Origin of the sequence: Streptomyces sp. NPDC059649 (genome assembly GCF_042734445.1) — a bacterium.
In the GTDB taxonomy this organism is placed as follows: Bacteria; Actinomycetota; Actinomycetes; order Streptomycetales; family Streptomycetaceae; genus Streptomyces.
This window is the reverse complement of sequence record NZ_JBHWDV010000004.1, coordinates 303,635-320,097: the sequence shown is the minus strand read 5'-3', so window position 1 is coordinate 320,097 and position 16,463 is coordinate 303,635. Positions and strand designations below refer to the sequence as shown.

The window sequence follows — 16,463 nt, the reverse complement described above, 5'->3', positions numbered from 1 at the left end:
CAGTGGTCCCGTAGTGATCTTTGAAAGGGGCTGTTCCGATGGCACAGGAAGTGCGCGGCGTGATCGCGCCGGGGAAGAACGAACCGGTCCGGCTGGAGACGATCCTGGTGCCGGACCCGGGTCCCGGCGAGGCCGTGGTGAAGGTCCAGGCGTGCGGGGTGTGCCACACCGATCTGCACTACAAGCAGGGCGGCATCACCGACGAGTTCCCGTTCCTGCTCGGCCACGAGGCGTCCGGGGTCGTGGAGTCGGTCGGCGCCGGGGTCACCGACGTCGCGCCGGGGGACTTCGTCATCCTCAACTGGCGTGCGGTGTGCGGCCAGTGCCGGGCCTGTCTGCGCGGCCGCCCCCAGTACTGTTTCGACACCCACAACGCCAGCCAGAAGATGACGCTGAAGGACGGTACGGAGCTGACCCCGGCGCTCGGCATCGGCGCCTTCGCCGACAAGACGCTGGTCGCGGCCGGGCAGTGCACCAAGGTCGACCCCGAGGTGTCGCCGGCGGTGGCCGGGCTGCTGGGCTGCGGGGTGATGGCCGGCATCGGCGCCGCCATCAACACCGGCGGGGTCACCCGCGGTGACTCGGTCGCGGTCATCGGCTGCGGCGGGGTCGGCGACGCGGCCGTGGTCGGCGCCCGGCTGGCCGGCGCGGCCCGGATCATCGCCGTCGACGTCGACGACCGCAAGCTGGACCTCGCGCGCACCATGGGCGCCACCCACACCGTCAACTCCCGTACCACCGACCCCGTCGAGGCGATCCGCGAACTGACCGGCGGCTTCGGCGCGGACGTCGTCATCGAGGCGGTCGGCCGCCCCGAGACGTACCAACAGGCCTTCTACGCCCGCGATCTGGCCGGCACGGTCGTCCTGGTGGGCGTGCCCACCCCGGACATGACCCTGGAACTGCCCCTGCTGGACGTCTTCGGCCGCGGCGGCGCGCTCAAGTCCTCCTGGTACGGCGACTGTCTGCCGTCCCGCGACTTCCCGATGCTGATCGACCTGCACCAGCAGGGCCGGATCGACCTCTCCGCGTTCGTCACCGAGACCATCGGCATCGACGACGTCGAGCGGGCCTTCGACCGGATGCACGCGGGCGACGTGCTGCGTTCGGTGGTGACGCTCTGATGGCGGCGCGGATCGACCACCTCGTGACCTCGGGGACGTTCTCGCTCGACGGCGGCACCTGGGACGTCGACAACAACGTGTGGATCGTCGGGAACGACGACGAGGCGATCGTCATCGACGCCGCGCACGACGCCGACGCCATCTTCGAGGCGCTGGCCGGCCGGACGCTGCGCGCGATCATCTGCACCCACGCGCACAACGACCACATCGACGCCGCCCCCGCGCTGGCCGCCCGTACCGGCGCCCGGATCCATCTGCACCCGGCCGACCTGCCGCTGTGGAAGATGACCCACCCCGGGACGGTCCCGGACGCGGACCTGGCCGACGGGCAGGTCCTGACCATCGCCGGTACGGACCTGACCGTGCTGCACACCCCCGGTCACGCGCCCGGCGCGGTCTGCCTGTACGCCCCCGACCTGCGCACCGTCTTCAGCGGCGACACCCTCTTCCAGGGCGGCCCCGGCGCCACCGGCCGGTCCTTCTCGGACTTCCCGACGATCGTCGCCTCGATCCGGGACCGGCTGCTGACCCTGCCACCGGAGACGGTCGTACGCACCGGCCACGGCGACCCCACGACGATCGGCGAGGAGGCGCCCCACCTGGACGAGTGGCTCAAGCGGGGCCACTGAGGGCGAACGGTGCTGAGGCGGCGGCCGGCCGGCCGCTGAGCCGGCCGGCCACGGGGGCGGCGGGCTGCCGGCCACGGGGGCTGCCGGCCACGGAGGGCGGTCGGCCGCGGCGGCCAGCGGGGCGCGGGCGGGGTGGCTTGGGGCGGCCCGGGGCGGAGTGGGGCGGCGTACGGATCCCGTAGGGCGGGGGCGAACAGATCCCGTAGGGGTCACCAGCGCCCCCTGCGGGGCCACAACGCGGCGGGGGCGAGGGGTATTCCGAGACGCGGCGGGGTGACGGGTACTCCGGGACCCGGCCGGGCGAGGGGTACTCCGGGACCCGGCCGGGCGAGGCGGTGTTCCAGGTACTCAGCCCTCGTCCCGGGTGCTCAGTCCTCCTTGGCCGCCCGTTCCAGGATGCGGGCGGCCACCGCGGGGGAGTCCACCAGGGGGTGCAGTGCCAGGGCCCGTAGGGCCGCGCCGCGGTCCTTGCGGGTGGCGGCCACCACCGCCGCCCGCTCGACCGCCTTGACCTGGAGCATCAGCCCCAACTGGTCCTCGCGCAGCGGTGCGCAGGGCAGCGGCCGGGCGCCGTGCGCGGTCACCTCGCACACCGTCTCCACGATCGCGTCCGGCGCCAGCTGCGGCACCGTCGTGCCGTTGCGGACGTTCAGGATCAGCCGGGTGCCGCTGTCGCGCACGATGGCGTGCATCAGCGCCAGCGCCACCCGGTCGTAGCCGCCGCCCTCCAGGTCGTGGCTGTCGCGCTGCCAGCCGCCGGTGGCCTCCCGGCTGTGCGCCATGTACGTCTCCTCGCGCTCCAGCCGGGTCCGCTCCCACAGCGCGTACACCGCGTCCGGGCCGCCGGCCGCCGCGGCCCGCTCGAAGAAGCCGCCCTGCTGCTGGTCGAGGAACTCGCCGCGGGTCTCCCGGGTGTCCCGGAGGGAATCGAGGGTCTCGCGGCGGAAGTAGTAGTAGTGCAGGTACTCGTTCGGGAGCGCCCCCAGGGTCTGCAGCCATTCCGCGCCGAACAGCCGGCCCTCCTCGAAGGAGGACAGCGCGGCCTCGTCGCCCAGCAGGCGCGGCAGCAGTTCGCTGCCCTCGAACGTCAACGACCGCAGCCAGCCAAGGTGGTTGAGGCCGACGTAGTCGTAGCCGACCCGGCCGCTCTCGAAGGCCGCCGGCGCCAGCCCCGCCGCCCGCGCGGCCCGGCGCACCAGCCCGACGGGGGAGTCGCAGATCCCGATGACGCGGTCGCCGAGCACCTGGGACATCGCCTCGGTCACCATGCCCGCGGGATTGGTGAAGTTGATGACCCAGGCCGTCGGCGCGAGCTGGGCGACCCGCTCGGCGATGTGCAGCGCCACCGGGATCGTCCGCAGCCCGTAGAGGACCCCGCCCGCGCCCACCGTCTCCTGGCCCAGCACGCCCTCGGCCAGCGGGATGCGTTCGTCGCGTATCCGGCCGGCCGTGCCGCCCACCCGGATCGCCGAGAACACGAAGTCCGCGCCGGCCAGCGCCTCGTCCAGGCTCTGGGCGACCCGGACCGGCACCGGCGCCGGGTGCCCCTCGGCCAGCCGCGTCAATACGTCGGCGATGACCGACACCCGCCGGGTGTCGGTGTCGTGCAGGACCACCTCGGAGACCGAGTCCGCCGGGTCGGCCAGGAGCGCGCGGTAGACCAGCGGCACCCGGAAGCCGCCACCGCCGAGAATCGTGAGCCTCATGGGGCGGAACGTACCGCAGCATCAGGCACACTGGCGGCACGTGCTGATATGAGAGGGGCGTGCACGGTGAGCAGCCGACGTGATGTCCATCCGCCCGCCGGCCCGGCCGAGGTGCCACCGGGCCTCGACCCGCTGGCCCAGGTACGGGCGGACGGCGATCCGCGCACCGACGTCTACCTCACCGGCACGGTCTTCCTCGACATCATCTTCACCGGCCTGGACTCCGCACCGGTCCGCGGCACCGAATCCTGGGCCCGCGGTATGGGCTCCAGCCCCGGCGGCGTCGCCAACATGGCCACCGCCCTGGCCCGGCTCGGGCTGCGCACCTCCCTGGCCGCGGCCTTCGGCGACGACAAGTACGGCGAGTACTGCTGGGAGGCGCTCGAACAGGGCGAGGGCATCGACCTGTCGCTGTCACGCACGGTCCCGGGCTGGCACTCCCCGGTCACCGTCTCCATGGCGTACGAGGGCGAGCGCACGATGGTGTCGCACGGCCATCAGGCGCCGCCCCCGGACTTCACCTTCGACGGCCGGCACGCACCGGGCTGCCCGCCGCCGTCCCGGGCCTGTGTCGCCTCGCTCGTGCCCGGTCGGCGGGAGTCCTGGCTGGAGTGCGCGGCCGGCCGCGGCAGCCGGATCTTCGCGGACGTCGGCTGGGACGACAGCGGCCGCTGGGACCCCGCCGACCTCGCCGACCTCGAACACTGCGAGGCGTTCCTGCCCAACGCCGAGGAGGCGATGCGCTACACCCGTACGACCTGCCCGCGCGCGGCCGCCCGGAAGCTGGCCGACCGGGTGCCGCTGGCCGTCGTCACGCTGGGCTCCCAGGGCGCGTACGCGGTGGACGGGCGGACCGGCGAGACCGCCGAGGTGCCCGCGATCGCGGTGGAGGCGCTCGATCCGACCGGCGCCGGCGACGTCTTCGTCGCGGGCTTCGTCACCGGCACCCTGGCCGACTGGCCGCTGGCCGACCGGCTGGCGTTCGCCGGGCTGAGCGCCGCCCTGTCCGTGCAGGAATTCGGCGGGTCGCTGTCCGCGCCGGGCTGGGCGGAGATCGCCGCCTGGTGGCAGCAGGTGCGGCTGTGCGAGGCGGGCGCCCCGGGCGCGCTGCGGCGGCAGTACGCCTTCCTCGACGAGGTGCTGCCCGCGGCCTACCGCCCGGCGCCGCTGGCCCGCGCGGTCCCCACGATCGGCTTCCGCCGCCCGGCCTGAGCCGCCGCGCCGGGCCCCGAAGCGGTACGGAAGCGGATCCGCCCCGACCGCCGGTCCTCATCGAAAGCCCAGGTCACACCGGCTGCCGGGAAAAACTCTCGGGCCTGTCGGTGCCCCGTCGTACTCTTGTATCGCAAGGAGGCCGTGCCGGCAGGCACCTCCTCGGCACGTCTTCATGAGCAAAGGATGGGGGTTGAGCAGGCCACCGAGCCGCCCTATGACGCAGACACCCATGGAACCGCAGGCGAGCGCCCAGTTCACCGTCCCGGCCAAGCACCCGATGGTGACGGTCCTGGGGTCCGGAGACTCGCTTCTGCGAGTGATCGAAAAAGCCTTCCCGGCGACCGACATCCACGTCCGGGGCAACGAAGTCAGCGCGGTCGGCGACGCCCGGGAAGTGGCCCTCGTCCAGCGCCTGTTCGACGAGATGATGCTGGTGCTCCGCACCGGACAACCGATGACGGAGGACGCGGTGGAACGCTCGATCGCCATGCTGCGCGCGGCGGAGGACGGCGGCGGCGCGGTGAGCGAGACGCCCGCCGAGGTGCTCACCCAGAACATCCTCTCCAACCGCGGGCGGACGATCCGGCCCAAGACCCTCAACCAGAAGCGCTACGTCGACGCCATCGACAAGCACACCGTCGTCTTCGGCATCGGCCCGGCCGGTACCGGCAAGACGTACCTGGCCATGGCGAAGGCCGTGCAGGCGCTCCAGGCCAAGCAGGTCAACCGCATCATCCTGACCCGCCCCGCGGTCGAGGCCGGCGAGCGGCTGGGCTTCCTGCCCGGCACCCTCTACGAGAAGATCGACCCGTATCTGCGCCCGCTCTACGACGCGCTGCACGACATGCTCGACCCCGACTCCATCCCGCGCCTGATGGCCGCGGGCACGATCGAGGTCGCGCCGCTCGCGTACATGCGCGGCCGGACGCTGAACGACGCGTTCATCATCCTCGACGAGGCGCAGAACACGAACCCCGAGCAGATGAAGATGTTCCTCACCCGCCTCGGGTTCGACTCGAAGATCGTCGTCACCGGAGACGTCACCCAGATCGACCTCCCCGGCGGCACCAAGAGCGGTCTGCGCCAGGTCAGGGAGATCCTGGACGGCGTCGCCGACGTGCACTTCTCCCTGCTCACCAGCCAGGACGTGGTCCGGCACAAGCTCGTCGGACGTATCGTCGACGCCTACGAGAAGTACGACAGCCGCAACGGCCAGTGAGCCGGACGCACCGCGCGAACGAGAAGCGAGACGCAACGCCCCATGTCCATCGACGTCAACAACGAATCCGGCACGGAGGTCGACGAGCAGGCGATCCTCGACGTCGCCCGCTACGCCCTCGGCCGGATGCGCATCCACCCGCTCTCCGAGCTGTCCGTGATCGTCGTGGACGCCGAGGCCATGGAGCAGCTCCATCTGCAGTGGATGGACCTGCCCGGACCGACCGATGTCATGTCCTTCCCGATGGACGAGCTGCGCCCGCCGGCCAAGGACGACGAGGAGCCCCCGCAGGGCCTGCTCGGTGACATCGTGCTCTGCCCGGAGGTCGCCAAGAAGCAGGGCGAGGAGGCGCCGACCGCGCACAGCATGGACGAGGAGCTCCAGCTGCTGACCGTGCACGGCGTCCTCCACCTCCTCGGTTACGACCACGAGGAGCCCGACGAGAAGGCCGAGATGTTCGGCCTCCAGGCGGCGATCGTCGACGGCTGGCGCGCCGAGCGAGGGCTGACCGGCCCCTCGCCGGCGCCCACCGTGACCTGACGGGCACCGCGATGACCACCCAACTGATCGCGGTCGCGGTCCTGCTCGTCGTGATCGCCTGGCTCGCCGCCTGCGCGGAGGCCGGTCTGGCCCGTACGACGAGCTTCCGCGCCGAGGAGGCGGTCCGTTCCGGCCGCCGCGGCAGCGCCAAGCTCGCCCAGGTCGCCGCCGACCCCACCCGCTACCTCAACGTCGCCCTGCTGGTGCGGGTCGGCTGCGAGATGGCCGCCGGTGCCCTGGTGACCTACGCCTGCCTGGGCTCGTTCGACGAGACCTGGCAGGCGCTGACCGTCGCCATCGCCGTGATGGTGCTGGTCAGTTATGTCGCGGTCGGCGTCTCGCCGCGGACCATCGGCCGCCAGCACCCGCTGAACACCGCCACCGCGGCCGCCTACGTCCTGCTGCCGCTGGCCCGCGTCATGGGCCCGATCCCGCAGTTGCTGATCCTCATCGGCAACGCCCTCACCCCCGGCAAGGGCTTCCGCAAGGGCCCGTTCGCGTCCGAGGCCGAACTGCGTTCCCTGGTCGACCTCGCCGAGAAGGAGTCGCTGATCGAGGACGAGGAGCGCCGGATGGTGCACTCCGTCTTCCAGCTCGGCGACACCCTGGTCCGGGAGGTGATGGTGCCGCGCACGGACCTGGTGTCCGTCGAGCGGTTCAAGACCATCCGGCAGGCGCTGACCCTCGCCCTGCGCTCCGGTTTCTCCCGCATCCCGGTGACCGGCGAGAACGAGGACGACATCGTGGGCGTGGTCTATCTGAAGGACCTCGCCCGCAAGGTCCACATCAGCCGCGACGCGGAGACCGAGCTGGTCTCCACGGCCATGCGGCCCGCCGTCTTCGTGCCGGACACCAAGAACGCCGGTGATCTGCTGCGGGAAATGCAGCAGGACCGCAATCACGTCGCGGTGGTCATCGACGAATACGGCGGCACCGCCGGAATCGTCACCATCGAGGACATCCTCGAAGAGATCGTCGGCGAGATCACCGACGAATACGACCAGGAATTGCCGCCGGTCGAGGACCTCGGCGACGGCCGCTACCGCGTCACCGCCCGCCTCGACATCGGCGACCTCGGCGAGCTCTACGGCCTGGCGGAGCTGGACGACGAGGACGTCGAAACGGTCGGCGGGCTGCTCGCCAAGCTGCTCGGCCGGGTCCCGATCGCCGGCGCCACGGCCGAGGTCGATCTCTCCGGCACGGCCGCCGAACCCGAGCTGAAGGCGCTGCGGCTGACCGCGGAATCCCCTGCCGGCCGCCGCAACAAGATCGTCACGGTGCTCTGCGAACCGGTGCGGTCCACGGAAGCCGGAGAGCTCTCCGCATAATCCCGGCGCAATCAGGGAAATGCCGAAACAAGCGAATGCCCCGACCTTTCGCTTTCGGTTCCGCCGGTCTCCGCTGCTACTTATCTCCAGTGCACCGGAAATGTTCTCAAAGCCATCTCCGGCGGGACTGGATTCCGCCCGGCACGCCATGGAAAGATCTTCGGGCGGTCGCCGAAAGGCGGCCGCCCTGCGGGAAAGAAATCGCCTGAGAAATCTTGCCGCGCAGGTTGCCCCGGCCACGGGGGACCGGGGCAGCCACCTTCTTCCGCACGTCGCGGGGCCGGCGCATATGCTCGCCGGTATGACCGAAGCCGCACCGCTGGACCCCGAAGACCGCAAGATCATCACGCTCGCGCGCTCGGCGCGGGCCCGTAACGGCGTGCCCGAGGGCGCCGCCGTACGCGACGAGACCGGCCGCACCTATGTCGCCGGCACCGTCGCCCTGGACTCGCTGCAGCTCAGCGCCCTCCAGACGGCCGTCGCGATGGCCGTCGCCAGCGGCGCCACGTCCCTGGAGGCGGCAGCCGTGGTGACCGACGCCGAGCGCGCCACGGACGCGGACCGCGCGGCCGTCCGGGACCTCGGCGGCCCCGCGACGCCGGTCCTGCTCGCGGGCCTCGACGGCACCCTCCGCAGCACCGTCCAGGCGGGCGAGGCGTAAAGCGGGGGAGGGGGCAGGGGGCCGTGGGCGGGCTTTCGGCCACGGCCGCCCGTAGCCCGGGTGGGCTCCCCGCCGAGGACACCCGCCGCCCGGCATAACCACCGGTTATCACCACAAGCCTTGGACGCGTCCGAACCGGGCGACGAAGATCATGGGTGTCAGCAGCCGTCGCCGGCCACGCCGCCGGCCCGCGCCCCCAGGAGCCCGCCGTGTCCGCCGCAACCGCCCTCCCCGCCCGCACCCTGGGCGGCCTCACCAGCTCCGCCATCGGCTTCGGCGCGATGGTCCTCTCGCCCGGCGTCTACGGTGAGACCGACGAGCAGCGCGGCACCACCGCCCTGCTCTCCGCCCTCGACGAGGGCGCCACCCTCCTCGACACCGCGGACGGCTACGGCCCCGACGGCCACAACGAGCAGCTGATCGGCCGGGCGCTGCGCGGCCGCCGCGACGAGGTCGTGCTCGCGACGAAGTTCGGCTTCCGCCTCCCCGAGGGCGTCGAACCGCACCCCTTCCCGGTCAACTACGGCTTCGGCGAACTGGCCGTGAACGCCGACCCCCGCCACGTACGCGGCTACGCCGAGGCGTCACTGCGCAATCTGCGGACCGACGTCATCGACCTGTATTACCCGCACTACCCGGACCCGCAGGTTCCGTTCGAGGACACCGTCGGGGCCGTCGCCGACCTGATCGACGCCGGTCTGGTCCGTCACCTGGGCCTGTCCAACGTGACCGCCGACCAGCTGCGCCGTGCGCACGCGGTGCGCCCGGTGGCCGCCGTCCAGGTCCAGTGGTCGATGTGGCAGCCCATCGACGCCGAGCTGCTGGCCACCGCCCGTGAGCTGGGCGTGGGCATCGTCGCCTGGAGTCCGCTGGGCAGCGGATTCCTCACCGGCACCGTCCAGCAGGTCACCGAGGACGACTTCCGCCGCCATCTGCCGCGCTTCGAGGCCGCCAACCTCAAGGCCAACCAGGACCGCTTCGCGCCGGTCCGGCACCTCGCCGAGGACCTCGGCATCTCCTCCGGCCAGCTGGCGCTCGCCTGGCTGCTGCACCAGGACGAGCACGTCGTGCCGATCCCCGGCAGCCGCACCCCGGCCCATATCGCGGAGAACCTCGCCGCCGCCCGGATCACCCTGCCCGCGGACGTCCTCGCCCGGATCGCCGCCGCGCTGAAGGGCACCCGCTTCGAGGGCACGGCGGCGGTCGTCGACTGAAGCGTGCGGCCCGGATGGTCGGAGCCGCGTCCGGGATCGGGGAGAATGGGCGCCATGAGCGTTCGTACAGACTCCTCCGCCGCCCACCGGGCCGGCTTCGCCTGCTTCGTCGGCCGCCCCAACGCGGGCAAGTCGACCCTGACGAACGCTCTCGTGGGTACGAAGGTGGCCATCACCTCCAACCGCCCGCAGACCACCCGCCACACGGTCCGCGGCATCGTGCACCGCCCCGAGGCCCAGCTGGTCCTCGTCGACACCCCCGGCCTGCACAAGCCGCGCACGCTGCTCGGCGAGCGGCTCAACGACATCGTCCGCACCACCTGGTCCGAGGTCGACGTGATCGGCTTCTGTCTGCCCGCGGACCAGAAGATCGGCCCCGGCGACCGCTACATCGCCGGTGAGCTGGCCGAGATCAAGAAGACGCCCAAGGTCGCCATCGTCACCAAGACCGACCTGGTCGACTCCAAGTCGCTGGCCGCGCAGCTGATCGCCATCGACCAGCTCGGCAAGGAACTGGGCATCGAGTGGGCCGAGATCATCCCGGTCTCCGCCGTGGGCGACACCCAGGTCTCCCTGCTCGCCGATCTGCTCGTCCCGCTGCTCCCCGAGGGCCCGGCACTCTACCCGGAGGGCGACCTCACCGACGAGCCCGAGCAGGTCATGGTCGCCGAGCTGATCCGTGAGGCCGCGCTGGAGGGCGTCCGCGACGAGCTGCCGCACTCCATCGCCGTCGTCGTCGAGGAGATGCTGCCGCGCGCGGACCGCCCCGCCGACAAGCCGCTCCTGGACGTGCACGCCAACGTCTACATCGAGCGCCCCAGCCAGAAGGGCATCATCATCGGCCCCAAGGGCAAGCGCCTGAAGGAGGTCGGCACCAAGTCCCGCAAGCACATCGAGGCACTGCTCGGCACGCCGGTCTTCCTCGACCTGCACGTCAAGGTCGCCAAGGACTGGCAACGCGACCCCAAGCAACTCCGCAAGCTGGGCTTCTAGTTCGCCCCTCACGCGGGGCCGGCTCCGCGGGGAATCCCCGCGGGTGAGGCTGGCTGTCTTCCTTGGGAATACCTCCCGATTCCTTCACGTTGTGGGCCCCCGAGGGGGCGCTCGCGACCCTTACGGGATGCGTTCGGTCGCTCCTTAGGGGAGCTGTCGAGGCGGGATCAAGGCGTCGGCGCTCCGGTTCGGCCGGCTCCGAGGGTGGTGACCACGGCGGTCAGTCGGTTCATCGTGTGGGCGACCCGGAGGCCGTCCATGTAGTCGCGGACGTGCACGATCCGGCCGTTGCGGACCCTGAGCACCAAGAGTCCGGGAAAGCTGAATGTCTCGCCGGTCGTGGTCAGAACTCCGGCGACGGTCTGCTCGACGGTGATCACTTCCGGGTCGCTGCTCTGGTGGACGACGACATCGCGGATCTCTTGCGGTTGGGCCGGGCTCGCGCCCCAGGCCGCGCTATACCCCGCGAGGACTTCTTCGCGGCCCTCGTAGCGCTCGGGCATGCCGGGGAAGAGGAACGGGAACTCGTGCACGGCGTCGGCCGCGCACTGAGCGGCGAGATCGTCCGCGGACTTGTCGAGGATGGCGCGGTGGTAGCGGGCCAGGACGTCGCGAGGGCCGAGGCCGTCCGAGGGGGTGTCTGGCATGGCGGTGGGCTCCGTTCAGTGAGGGGGAGGTGGGACGAGCTCTTGGGAGTGAGGGACCGGGGTTCGGGCCTGGGGCCGGAGATCGGGCGGGGGATCGGGTCATGCCTGGGGACCGGAGTTCGTGCGTGGGGATTGGGGATGGGGGATCGGAGTTCGGGCTGGGGCGAGGCGAGAGTCACCAAGTTCAGGTGGTGACGCCCGACTTGGAGACCAACGCCACCGCACGGTACGTGAAGACCGACGACGAGCTGGATGGATTTGTGAGGTTCGAGGTCGACGCGGGCGCCATGGCCGAGCACCACGGCATCCCGCTGAGCGTCAGCCGCCCGTCCGCCCGTCCGCCCGTCCGCCCGTCCGCCCGTCCTGCCGGATTCTCAGCCCCGCCCCCGCACGCTCCCGCTGAGCCCGCTGAGCCCGCTGAGCCCGCTGAGCCTCACCCGTCCACCCACCTACCCGCCCACCCGGTTCTCCTGAGCCTCACCCGCCGACTCACGCCACCCCCCGCCTCACCCCACCCCCCGAATGCGCCGCACCAGCAGTGCCCCCAGTAGGCCGATGGCCGCTGCCACCGCGTACAGCGTGCGGTAGCCGCCGAGGTGGACGAGGGGGGCGGCCAGGGCAGGGGCGGCTACCTGGGGGAGGGAGTTGGCGATGTTGATGAGGCCGAGGTCCTTTCCGCGGTGGGACGCGGCCGGCAGGACGTCCATCATCAGCGCGAGGTCGACGGAGGTGAAGACGCCGAATCCGATGCCGAGCAGCGCCGCGGCGCACAGCGCGCCCGGCCAGGTCTGCCAGACGGCGAGCAGCGCGGTGGCCACCGTCATGATCACCCCGGCGCCCAGGACGAACGGCTGCCGCCGCCCGGCCCGGTCCGACCAGATCCCGCCGACGACGACCGTGGTCAGCAGCGTCACCCCGTTCACGGCGGTGAGCACCAGCACCCCGCCGTCCGGGTCCGGCCGCCGCAGCACATCGCGCAGGTAGTACAGCAGGTACAGCAGCGCCAGCGCGTTGCCGAGGTTGATCAGGAACCGGGTGAGCCAGGCCCAGCCCAGGTCCGGATGGCGCCGCGGGCTGATCCAGAAGCCGGTGAGCAGGGCCCGCCAGGAGAGTTCCGGCCGCCGCTCGGCCGGCAGCACCGCGTCCCGGTGCCCCAGCACGTACGGCAGGGTGCCCAGCACCACGAACCCGGCGCAGGCCAGATAGCCCGCCGCCGGCCCGCCCGCCACGGTCGCCAGTCCCGTACCGGCCACCACGCCCAGGATCTGCGCGGCGCCCAGCCAGCCGCCCACCGCTCCCCGCTGCCGGTGCGGCACCCGGTCCGGTACGGCCGCGGTGATCGCCGCGAACGCCGCGTTGAGGGTGAGCTGTACGGCACCCCACGCCAGCGCCATCGCCACGACCGTACGGGCTGCCGCCAGCGCCGCCAGCGCGGCGGCGCCGCCCGCAACTCCCGCCGCGATCCAGGGGGTTCGCCGCCCGTAACGGGAGGTCGTACGGTCCGACAGTGCGCCGAAGAGGGGATTGGCCACCAGGGAGACGGCGGCGCCCAGGCCGGTCACCCAGGCCAGTACGGACTCCTTGGGCATCCCGGCCGCCGGCGCCGCCACCTCCGCCGCCTGCCAGGCGAGCAGTATCTGGAGCGGCCCGTACCAGCCCGCCCAGATCGCCCCGTTGGCCACCGCCAGGGCCGTCGTCCACCCGGGCCCGACCGGCGCGGACGGCTCGGCCAGCGGGCCCGGCGCCGCGGGGTGCCGCCCGGAGCGCTGCGGCACGGCCGGCCTCCTCCACCGGCCGGCTCCTCCGGCCCCGCTTACCTGACCGTGCCCCTCTGCCGCCCCCGTCCGGTCCGCCCGGCCCACCTGACCGTGCCCCCCTGCCGCCCCCGTCCGGTCCGCCCGGCCGTCCGCCCCCGTGGCCCGGCTCACCCGGCCGCCTGCTCCCGGAGCACCTCGCGGAACCAGCGGTACGAGGACTTCGGCGTCCGCGTCAGCGTCGCGTAATCGACGTGTACGAGCCCGAACCGCCGGGCGTATCCCTCCGCCCATTCGAAGTTGTCCAGCAGCGACCAGACGAAATACCCCCGGACGTCCACCCCCGCCGTCATGGCGGCGTGCAGGGCCCGCAGATGTCCGTCCAGATAGGTGATCCGCGCGCCGTCCTCGATGCCTTCGTACGAGCAGCCGTTCTCAGTGATGACGATCGGCGGCAGCCGCTTTCCGTACCGTTCCTGGAAGCCGACCAGCAATTCGGTCAGCCCTTCCGGAACGACCGCCCACCCGAAATCGGTCCGGGGATATCCCTCGATGTCATGGGGCGTGAAAGGCAGGCCCGTGGGGATTCCTATGCCGCCGACTTCGGTTTCCTCGCCGGCCGGTCGTCCCACCAGCGACGGCTGGTAGTAATTGATCCCGTACCAGTCCAGTGGCTGCGAGATCACCTTCAGGTCTTCGTCGATGGGGCCCGGCAGCAGCCGCGCCAGGTCCTCGTCCGGATACCGGCCCAGCAGGATCGGCTCGGCGAACAGCCGGTTCAGCAGCAGGTCGTAGCGATCGGCCGCGGTCCGGTCCTCCTCCGCGTCGGACGCGGCCCAGGTCGGCCCGTGGGAATTGGCGATCCCGATGGACCGGGCGCCCCGGGCCCGCAATGCCTGCACCGCCAGACCGTGCCCCAGCAGTTGGTGATGGGCCGCGGGCAAAGCCCCGAAAAGCAATTCCCGCCCCGGCGCGTGCTGCCCCAGCCCATAGCCCAGCAGCGTCAGTTCCGCCGGTTCATTGATCGTGATCCACCGCTCCACCCGGTCCCCGAGCCGAGCCGCCACGGTATCCGCATACGCGGCGAACCACTCCGCCGTTTCCCGTACGAGCCAGCCCCCGCGCTCCTCCAGAATCTGCGGGGTGTCCCAATGGAAAAGCGTCGGCACCGGCGCGATGCCGGCCGCGAGCAAGGCGTCGACCAGCCGGTCGTAGAAATCCAGTCCGGCCGTATTCACCGCCCCGTGCCCGTCCGGCACCACCCGCGGCCATGCCACCGAAAAACGGTAGGCGCCGACGCCGAGTTCCTTGAGGAGTTCCACGTCCTCCGGGTAGCGGTGGTAGTGGTCGGTGGCCACCCGGGCGTCCGATCCGTCCTTGATCCGCCCGCGCTCCCCGGCGAACACGTCCCATGTCGACGGGCCCCGCCCGCCTTCCGCCACCGCGCCTTCGATCTGCGCGGCGGATGTCGACACCCCCCAGAGGAAGTCCTGGGGGAAGCGTGGCAGGGGCGTGGGGAACTCCGGCACGGCAGTCATGCCGGGATCTTCGTAACCGGCGGTAACAGTGTCAAGGGGCGGGACACGTACGGGAGTTGGCAGCCGGACACATACGGGAGTTGGCAGCAGGACACGTACGGGAGTCGGCAGGCAGGCAGGTACGTAGGCAGGTAGGCCGGGGGCGCCTCGCTGTCCCGCCCCCCAGCGTCCCGTGACGGCTTACGAGCCTTCCTTCATCACCTTCGTGATCAGGGTCCGCTGCTCGTCGGTGAGGCGCGGATCGGAGCAGTACACCGTGCGGCCGTCGACGGTGATCTGGTAGCTGTAGCCGTCGGGGACGCCGATGGGGGGTTCGGTGCGGGCGGTGGCGAGGGCGCGTTCGGCGAGCGACTGCCACTCGGCGGAGTCGTCGCGCCCCGCGGTGTCGATCTCGGCCCGGCGGTCGATGGCCGCGAAGCCGCCGGTGCGGTGAACGTAAATGCGCATAACGGGCTCCTCCGACGTCCTGCGACGGACTTCTTCCCCGTTTGGGGGGCCATATGGCCACGGTAGCCGGGGGCGGGGGGTGGGCGCCTGCTGGTCGCGGGCGCCCGTGTACCGCTCCCGCCCTTACGGGTAACCGGCACACCCCCGAGGTACGCCGGTCCCTTCCCGTTTGGCCGAGATGCCACGTTCTGCTGTGCTGCTTCGCCGGGACGCCACGTCCTGCTGTGCTGCTTCGCCGGGACGCGGCTCCCCGCGTCGCTACTTCGCCGAGATGCCGACCTGCGACCAGGCCTTGACCACGGCCTCGTGTTCGTCGCCGGTGCCGAAGCGGGCCTGGGCGGCCTTGATCGTGAGCTTGGCGAAGTCGGCGAACGTGGCGTCCTTCGGCAGTTCGCCGCCGGTCAGGACGTCGTACCAGACCTGGCCGGCCCGCTCCCACGCCTTGCCGCCGAGCTTGCTGGCGAAGAGGTAGAAGGCGTGGTTGGGGATGCCGGAGTTGATGTGGACGCCGCCGTTGTCGTCGGTGGTCCTGACATAGCGCTCCATCGTGGCCGGCTGCGGGTCCTTGCCCAGGACGTCGTCGTCATAGGCGGTTCCGGGCGCCTTCATGGAGCGCAGGGCCTTGCCGGTGACGTGGGGGCCGAGCAGGTCGGCGCCGATCAGCCAGTCGGCCTGGTCGGCGGTCTGGCCGAGGGCGTACTGCTTGATCAGGGAGCCGAAGACGTCCGAGACGGACTCGTTGAGGGCGCCGGACTGGCCGTGGTAGTCGAGGTTGGCGGTGTACTGGGTGACGCCGTGGGTCAGCTCGTGGCCGATGACGTCGACGGGGATGGTGAAGTCCCGGAAGAGGTCGTTGTCGCCGTCGCCGAAGACCATCCGCTCGCCGTCCCAGAAGGCGTTGTCGTACTTCTGGCCGTAGTGGACGGTGGCGTCGAGTGCCAGGCCGGCGCCGTCGATGGACTTGCGGTGGTACGACTTCAGATAGAAGTCGAAGGTCGCGCCCAGTCCGGCGTGGGCGCGGTTGACCGAGGCGTCCTGGGAGGGGCCGTCGGACTCGGAGTGGACCTTGCTGCCGGGGAGGTTCTCCTGGTGGCCGGCGTCGTAGATGGTGCGGTTCGGCTTGTCGGCGTCCGCGCCGGGCTCCCCGGGGGTCGTCGCGCGGGCGGCCACCTCGCGGCGCCGGGTGCGGCGGAGGTGGTCGTGCTCCAGGGTGCGGCGGGCCGGTTCGTGCCGGGCCGGGTCGTCGGACTGGGCGAGGTTGTCGAGGATGTGCGGCGGGATGATCGTGCAGAAGACGGGGTGGTCGGGGGCCGTCGGGCCGGTGGCCTTGCGGGCCCTGTCGTTGTCGAGGTCCGTGTTGAGGTCCATGCACAAACGGTGGCACTCTGTAGTGCGGGTGTCACTGCCTGCGGTGGAGATTCCTGAATATGTGTGGTCCGTCGCATTTG

General features: G+C 71.7%; 15 protein-coding genes. 9 read left to right on the top strand and 6 right to left on the bottom strand.

The genetic code is table 11. The annotated features are described in order from the left end of the window. Positions 1 to 38 precede the first annotated feature (38 nt). Positions 39 to 1,124: an S-(hydroxymethyl)mycothiol dehydrogenase gene (locus ACFV1J_RS09515; protein WP_385856701.1), complete on the top strand. Its 1,086-nt coding sequence runs from the start codon at positions 39 to 41 to the stop codon at positions 1,122 to 1,124. After that, complete coding sequence (locus tag ACFV1J_RS09510; RefSeq protein WP_385856700.1) at positions 1,124 to 1,753, top strand: MBL fold metallo-hydrolase; 630 nt, start codon at positions 1,124 to 1,126, stop codon at positions 1,751 to 1,753. The genes ACFV1J_RS09515 and ACFV1J_RS09510 overlap by 1 nt, the downstream gene beginning before the upstream one ends. 368 nt (positions 1,754 to 2,121) lie before the next feature. Here the strand turns inward: ACFV1J_RS09510 and ACFV1J_RS09505 are convergent, their stop codons facing one another. Beyond that, positions 2,122 to 3,459: a 6-phospho-beta-glucosidase gene (locus ACFV1J_RS09505; RefSeq protein ID WP_385856699.1), complete on the bottom strand. Its 1,338-nt coding sequence runs from the start codon at positions 3,457 to 3,459 to the stop codon at positions 2,122 to 2,124. A 48-nt stretch (positions 3,460 to 3,507) separates the two neighbouring features. Between ACFV1J_RS09505 and ACFV1J_RS09500 the strand changes: the two genes are divergently transcribed. From ACFV1J_RS09500 to era, 7 genes are all read left to right on the top strand, one after another. Continuing rightward, the gene (locus tag ACFV1J_RS09500) at positions 3,508 to 4,671 is read left to right on the top strand and encodes a carbohydrate kinase family protein (RefSeq protein WP_385856698.1); all 1,164 of its coding nucleotides are present in this window, start codon (positions 3,508 to 3,510) and stop codon (positions 4,669 to 4,671) included. Between the two features lie 217 nt (positions 4,672 to 4,888). Then, the gene (locus ACFV1J_RS09495; RefSeq protein ID WP_385856697.1) at positions 4,889 to 5,893 is read left to right on the top strand and encodes a PhoH family protein; all 1,005 of its coding nucleotides are present in this window, start codon (positions 4,889 to 4,891) and stop codon (positions 5,891 to 5,893) included. Between the two features lie 42 nt (positions 5,894 to 5,935). After that, positions 5,936 to 6,433, top strand: coding sequence for an rRNA maturation RNase YbeY (ybeY, locus tag ACFV1J_RS09490; protein ID WP_385856696.1), 498 nt, complete (start codon positions 5,936 to 5,938; stop codon positions 6,431 to 6,433). A gap of 11 nt (positions 6,434 to 6,444) precedes the next feature. Next, positions 6,445 to 7,761: a hemolysin family protein gene (locus ACFV1J_RS09485; RefSeq protein ID WP_385856695.1), complete on the top strand. Its 1,317-nt coding sequence runs from the start codon at positions 6,445 to 6,447 to the stop codon at positions 7,759 to 7,761. Between the two features lie 301 nt (positions 7,762 to 8,062). Beyond that, a complete protein-coding gene (locus ACFV1J_RS09480) occupies positions 8,063 to 8,422 on the top strand; it encodes a cytidine deaminase (RefSeq protein ID WP_385856694.1) in 360 nt (119 codons plus the stop codon). A gap of 209 nt (positions 8,423 to 8,631) precedes the next feature. After that, a complete protein-coding gene (locus tag ACFV1J_RS09475; RefSeq protein ID WP_385856693.1) occupies positions 8,632 to 9,636 on the top strand; it encodes an aldo/keto reductase in 1,005 nt (334 codons plus the stop codon). 54 nt (positions 9,637 to 9,690) lie between these two features. Further along, complete coding sequence (era, locus tag ACFV1J_RS09470) at positions 9,691 to 10,629, top strand: GTPase Era (protein WP_385856692.1); 939 nt, start codon at positions 9,691 to 9,693, stop codon at positions 10,627 to 10,629. A gap of 167 nt (positions 10,630 to 10,796) precedes the next feature. Here era and ACFV1J_RS09465 read toward each other — a convergent pair whose 3' ends face one another. From ACFV1J_RS09465 to ACFV1J_RS09445, 5 genes are all read right to left on the bottom strand, one after another. Further along, positions 10,797 to 11,276 (bottom strand): nuclear transport factor 2 family protein, encoded by a 480-nt coding sequence (locus tag ACFV1J_RS09465; RefSeq protein WP_385856691.1) that lies wholly within the window; start codon positions 11,274 to 11,276, stop codon positions 10,797 to 10,799. Between the two features lie 506 nt (positions 11,277 to 11,782). Beyond that, positions 11,783 to 13,051, bottom strand: coding sequence for an MFS transporter (locus tag ACFV1J_RS09460; RefSeq protein ID WP_385856690.1), 1,269 nt, complete (start codon positions 13,049 to 13,051; stop codon positions 11,783 to 11,785). Positions 13,052 to 13,200: 149 nt separating this feature from the next. Beyond that, entirely contained in the window at positions 13,201 to 14,568 is a 1,368-nt protein-coding gene (locus ACFV1J_RS09455; RefSeq protein ID WP_385856689.1) for a GH1 family beta-glucosidase, read from the bottom strand. Between the two features lie 180 nt (positions 14,569 to 14,748). Continuing rightward, positions 14,749 to 15,015 (bottom strand): protealysin inhibitor emfourin, encoded by a 267-nt coding sequence (locus ACFV1J_RS09450; RefSeq protein ID WP_385856688.1) that lies wholly within the window; start codon positions 15,013 to 15,015, stop codon positions 14,749 to 14,751. A 258-nt stretch (positions 15,016 to 15,273) separates the two neighbouring features. Next, positions 15,274 to 16,383, bottom strand: coding sequence for a M4 family metallopeptidase (locus ACFV1J_RS09445; protein WP_385856687.1), 1,110 nt, complete (start codon positions 16,381 to 16,383; stop codon positions 15,274 to 15,276). Between the last annotated feature and the right edge of the window lie 80 nt (positions 16,384 to 16,463).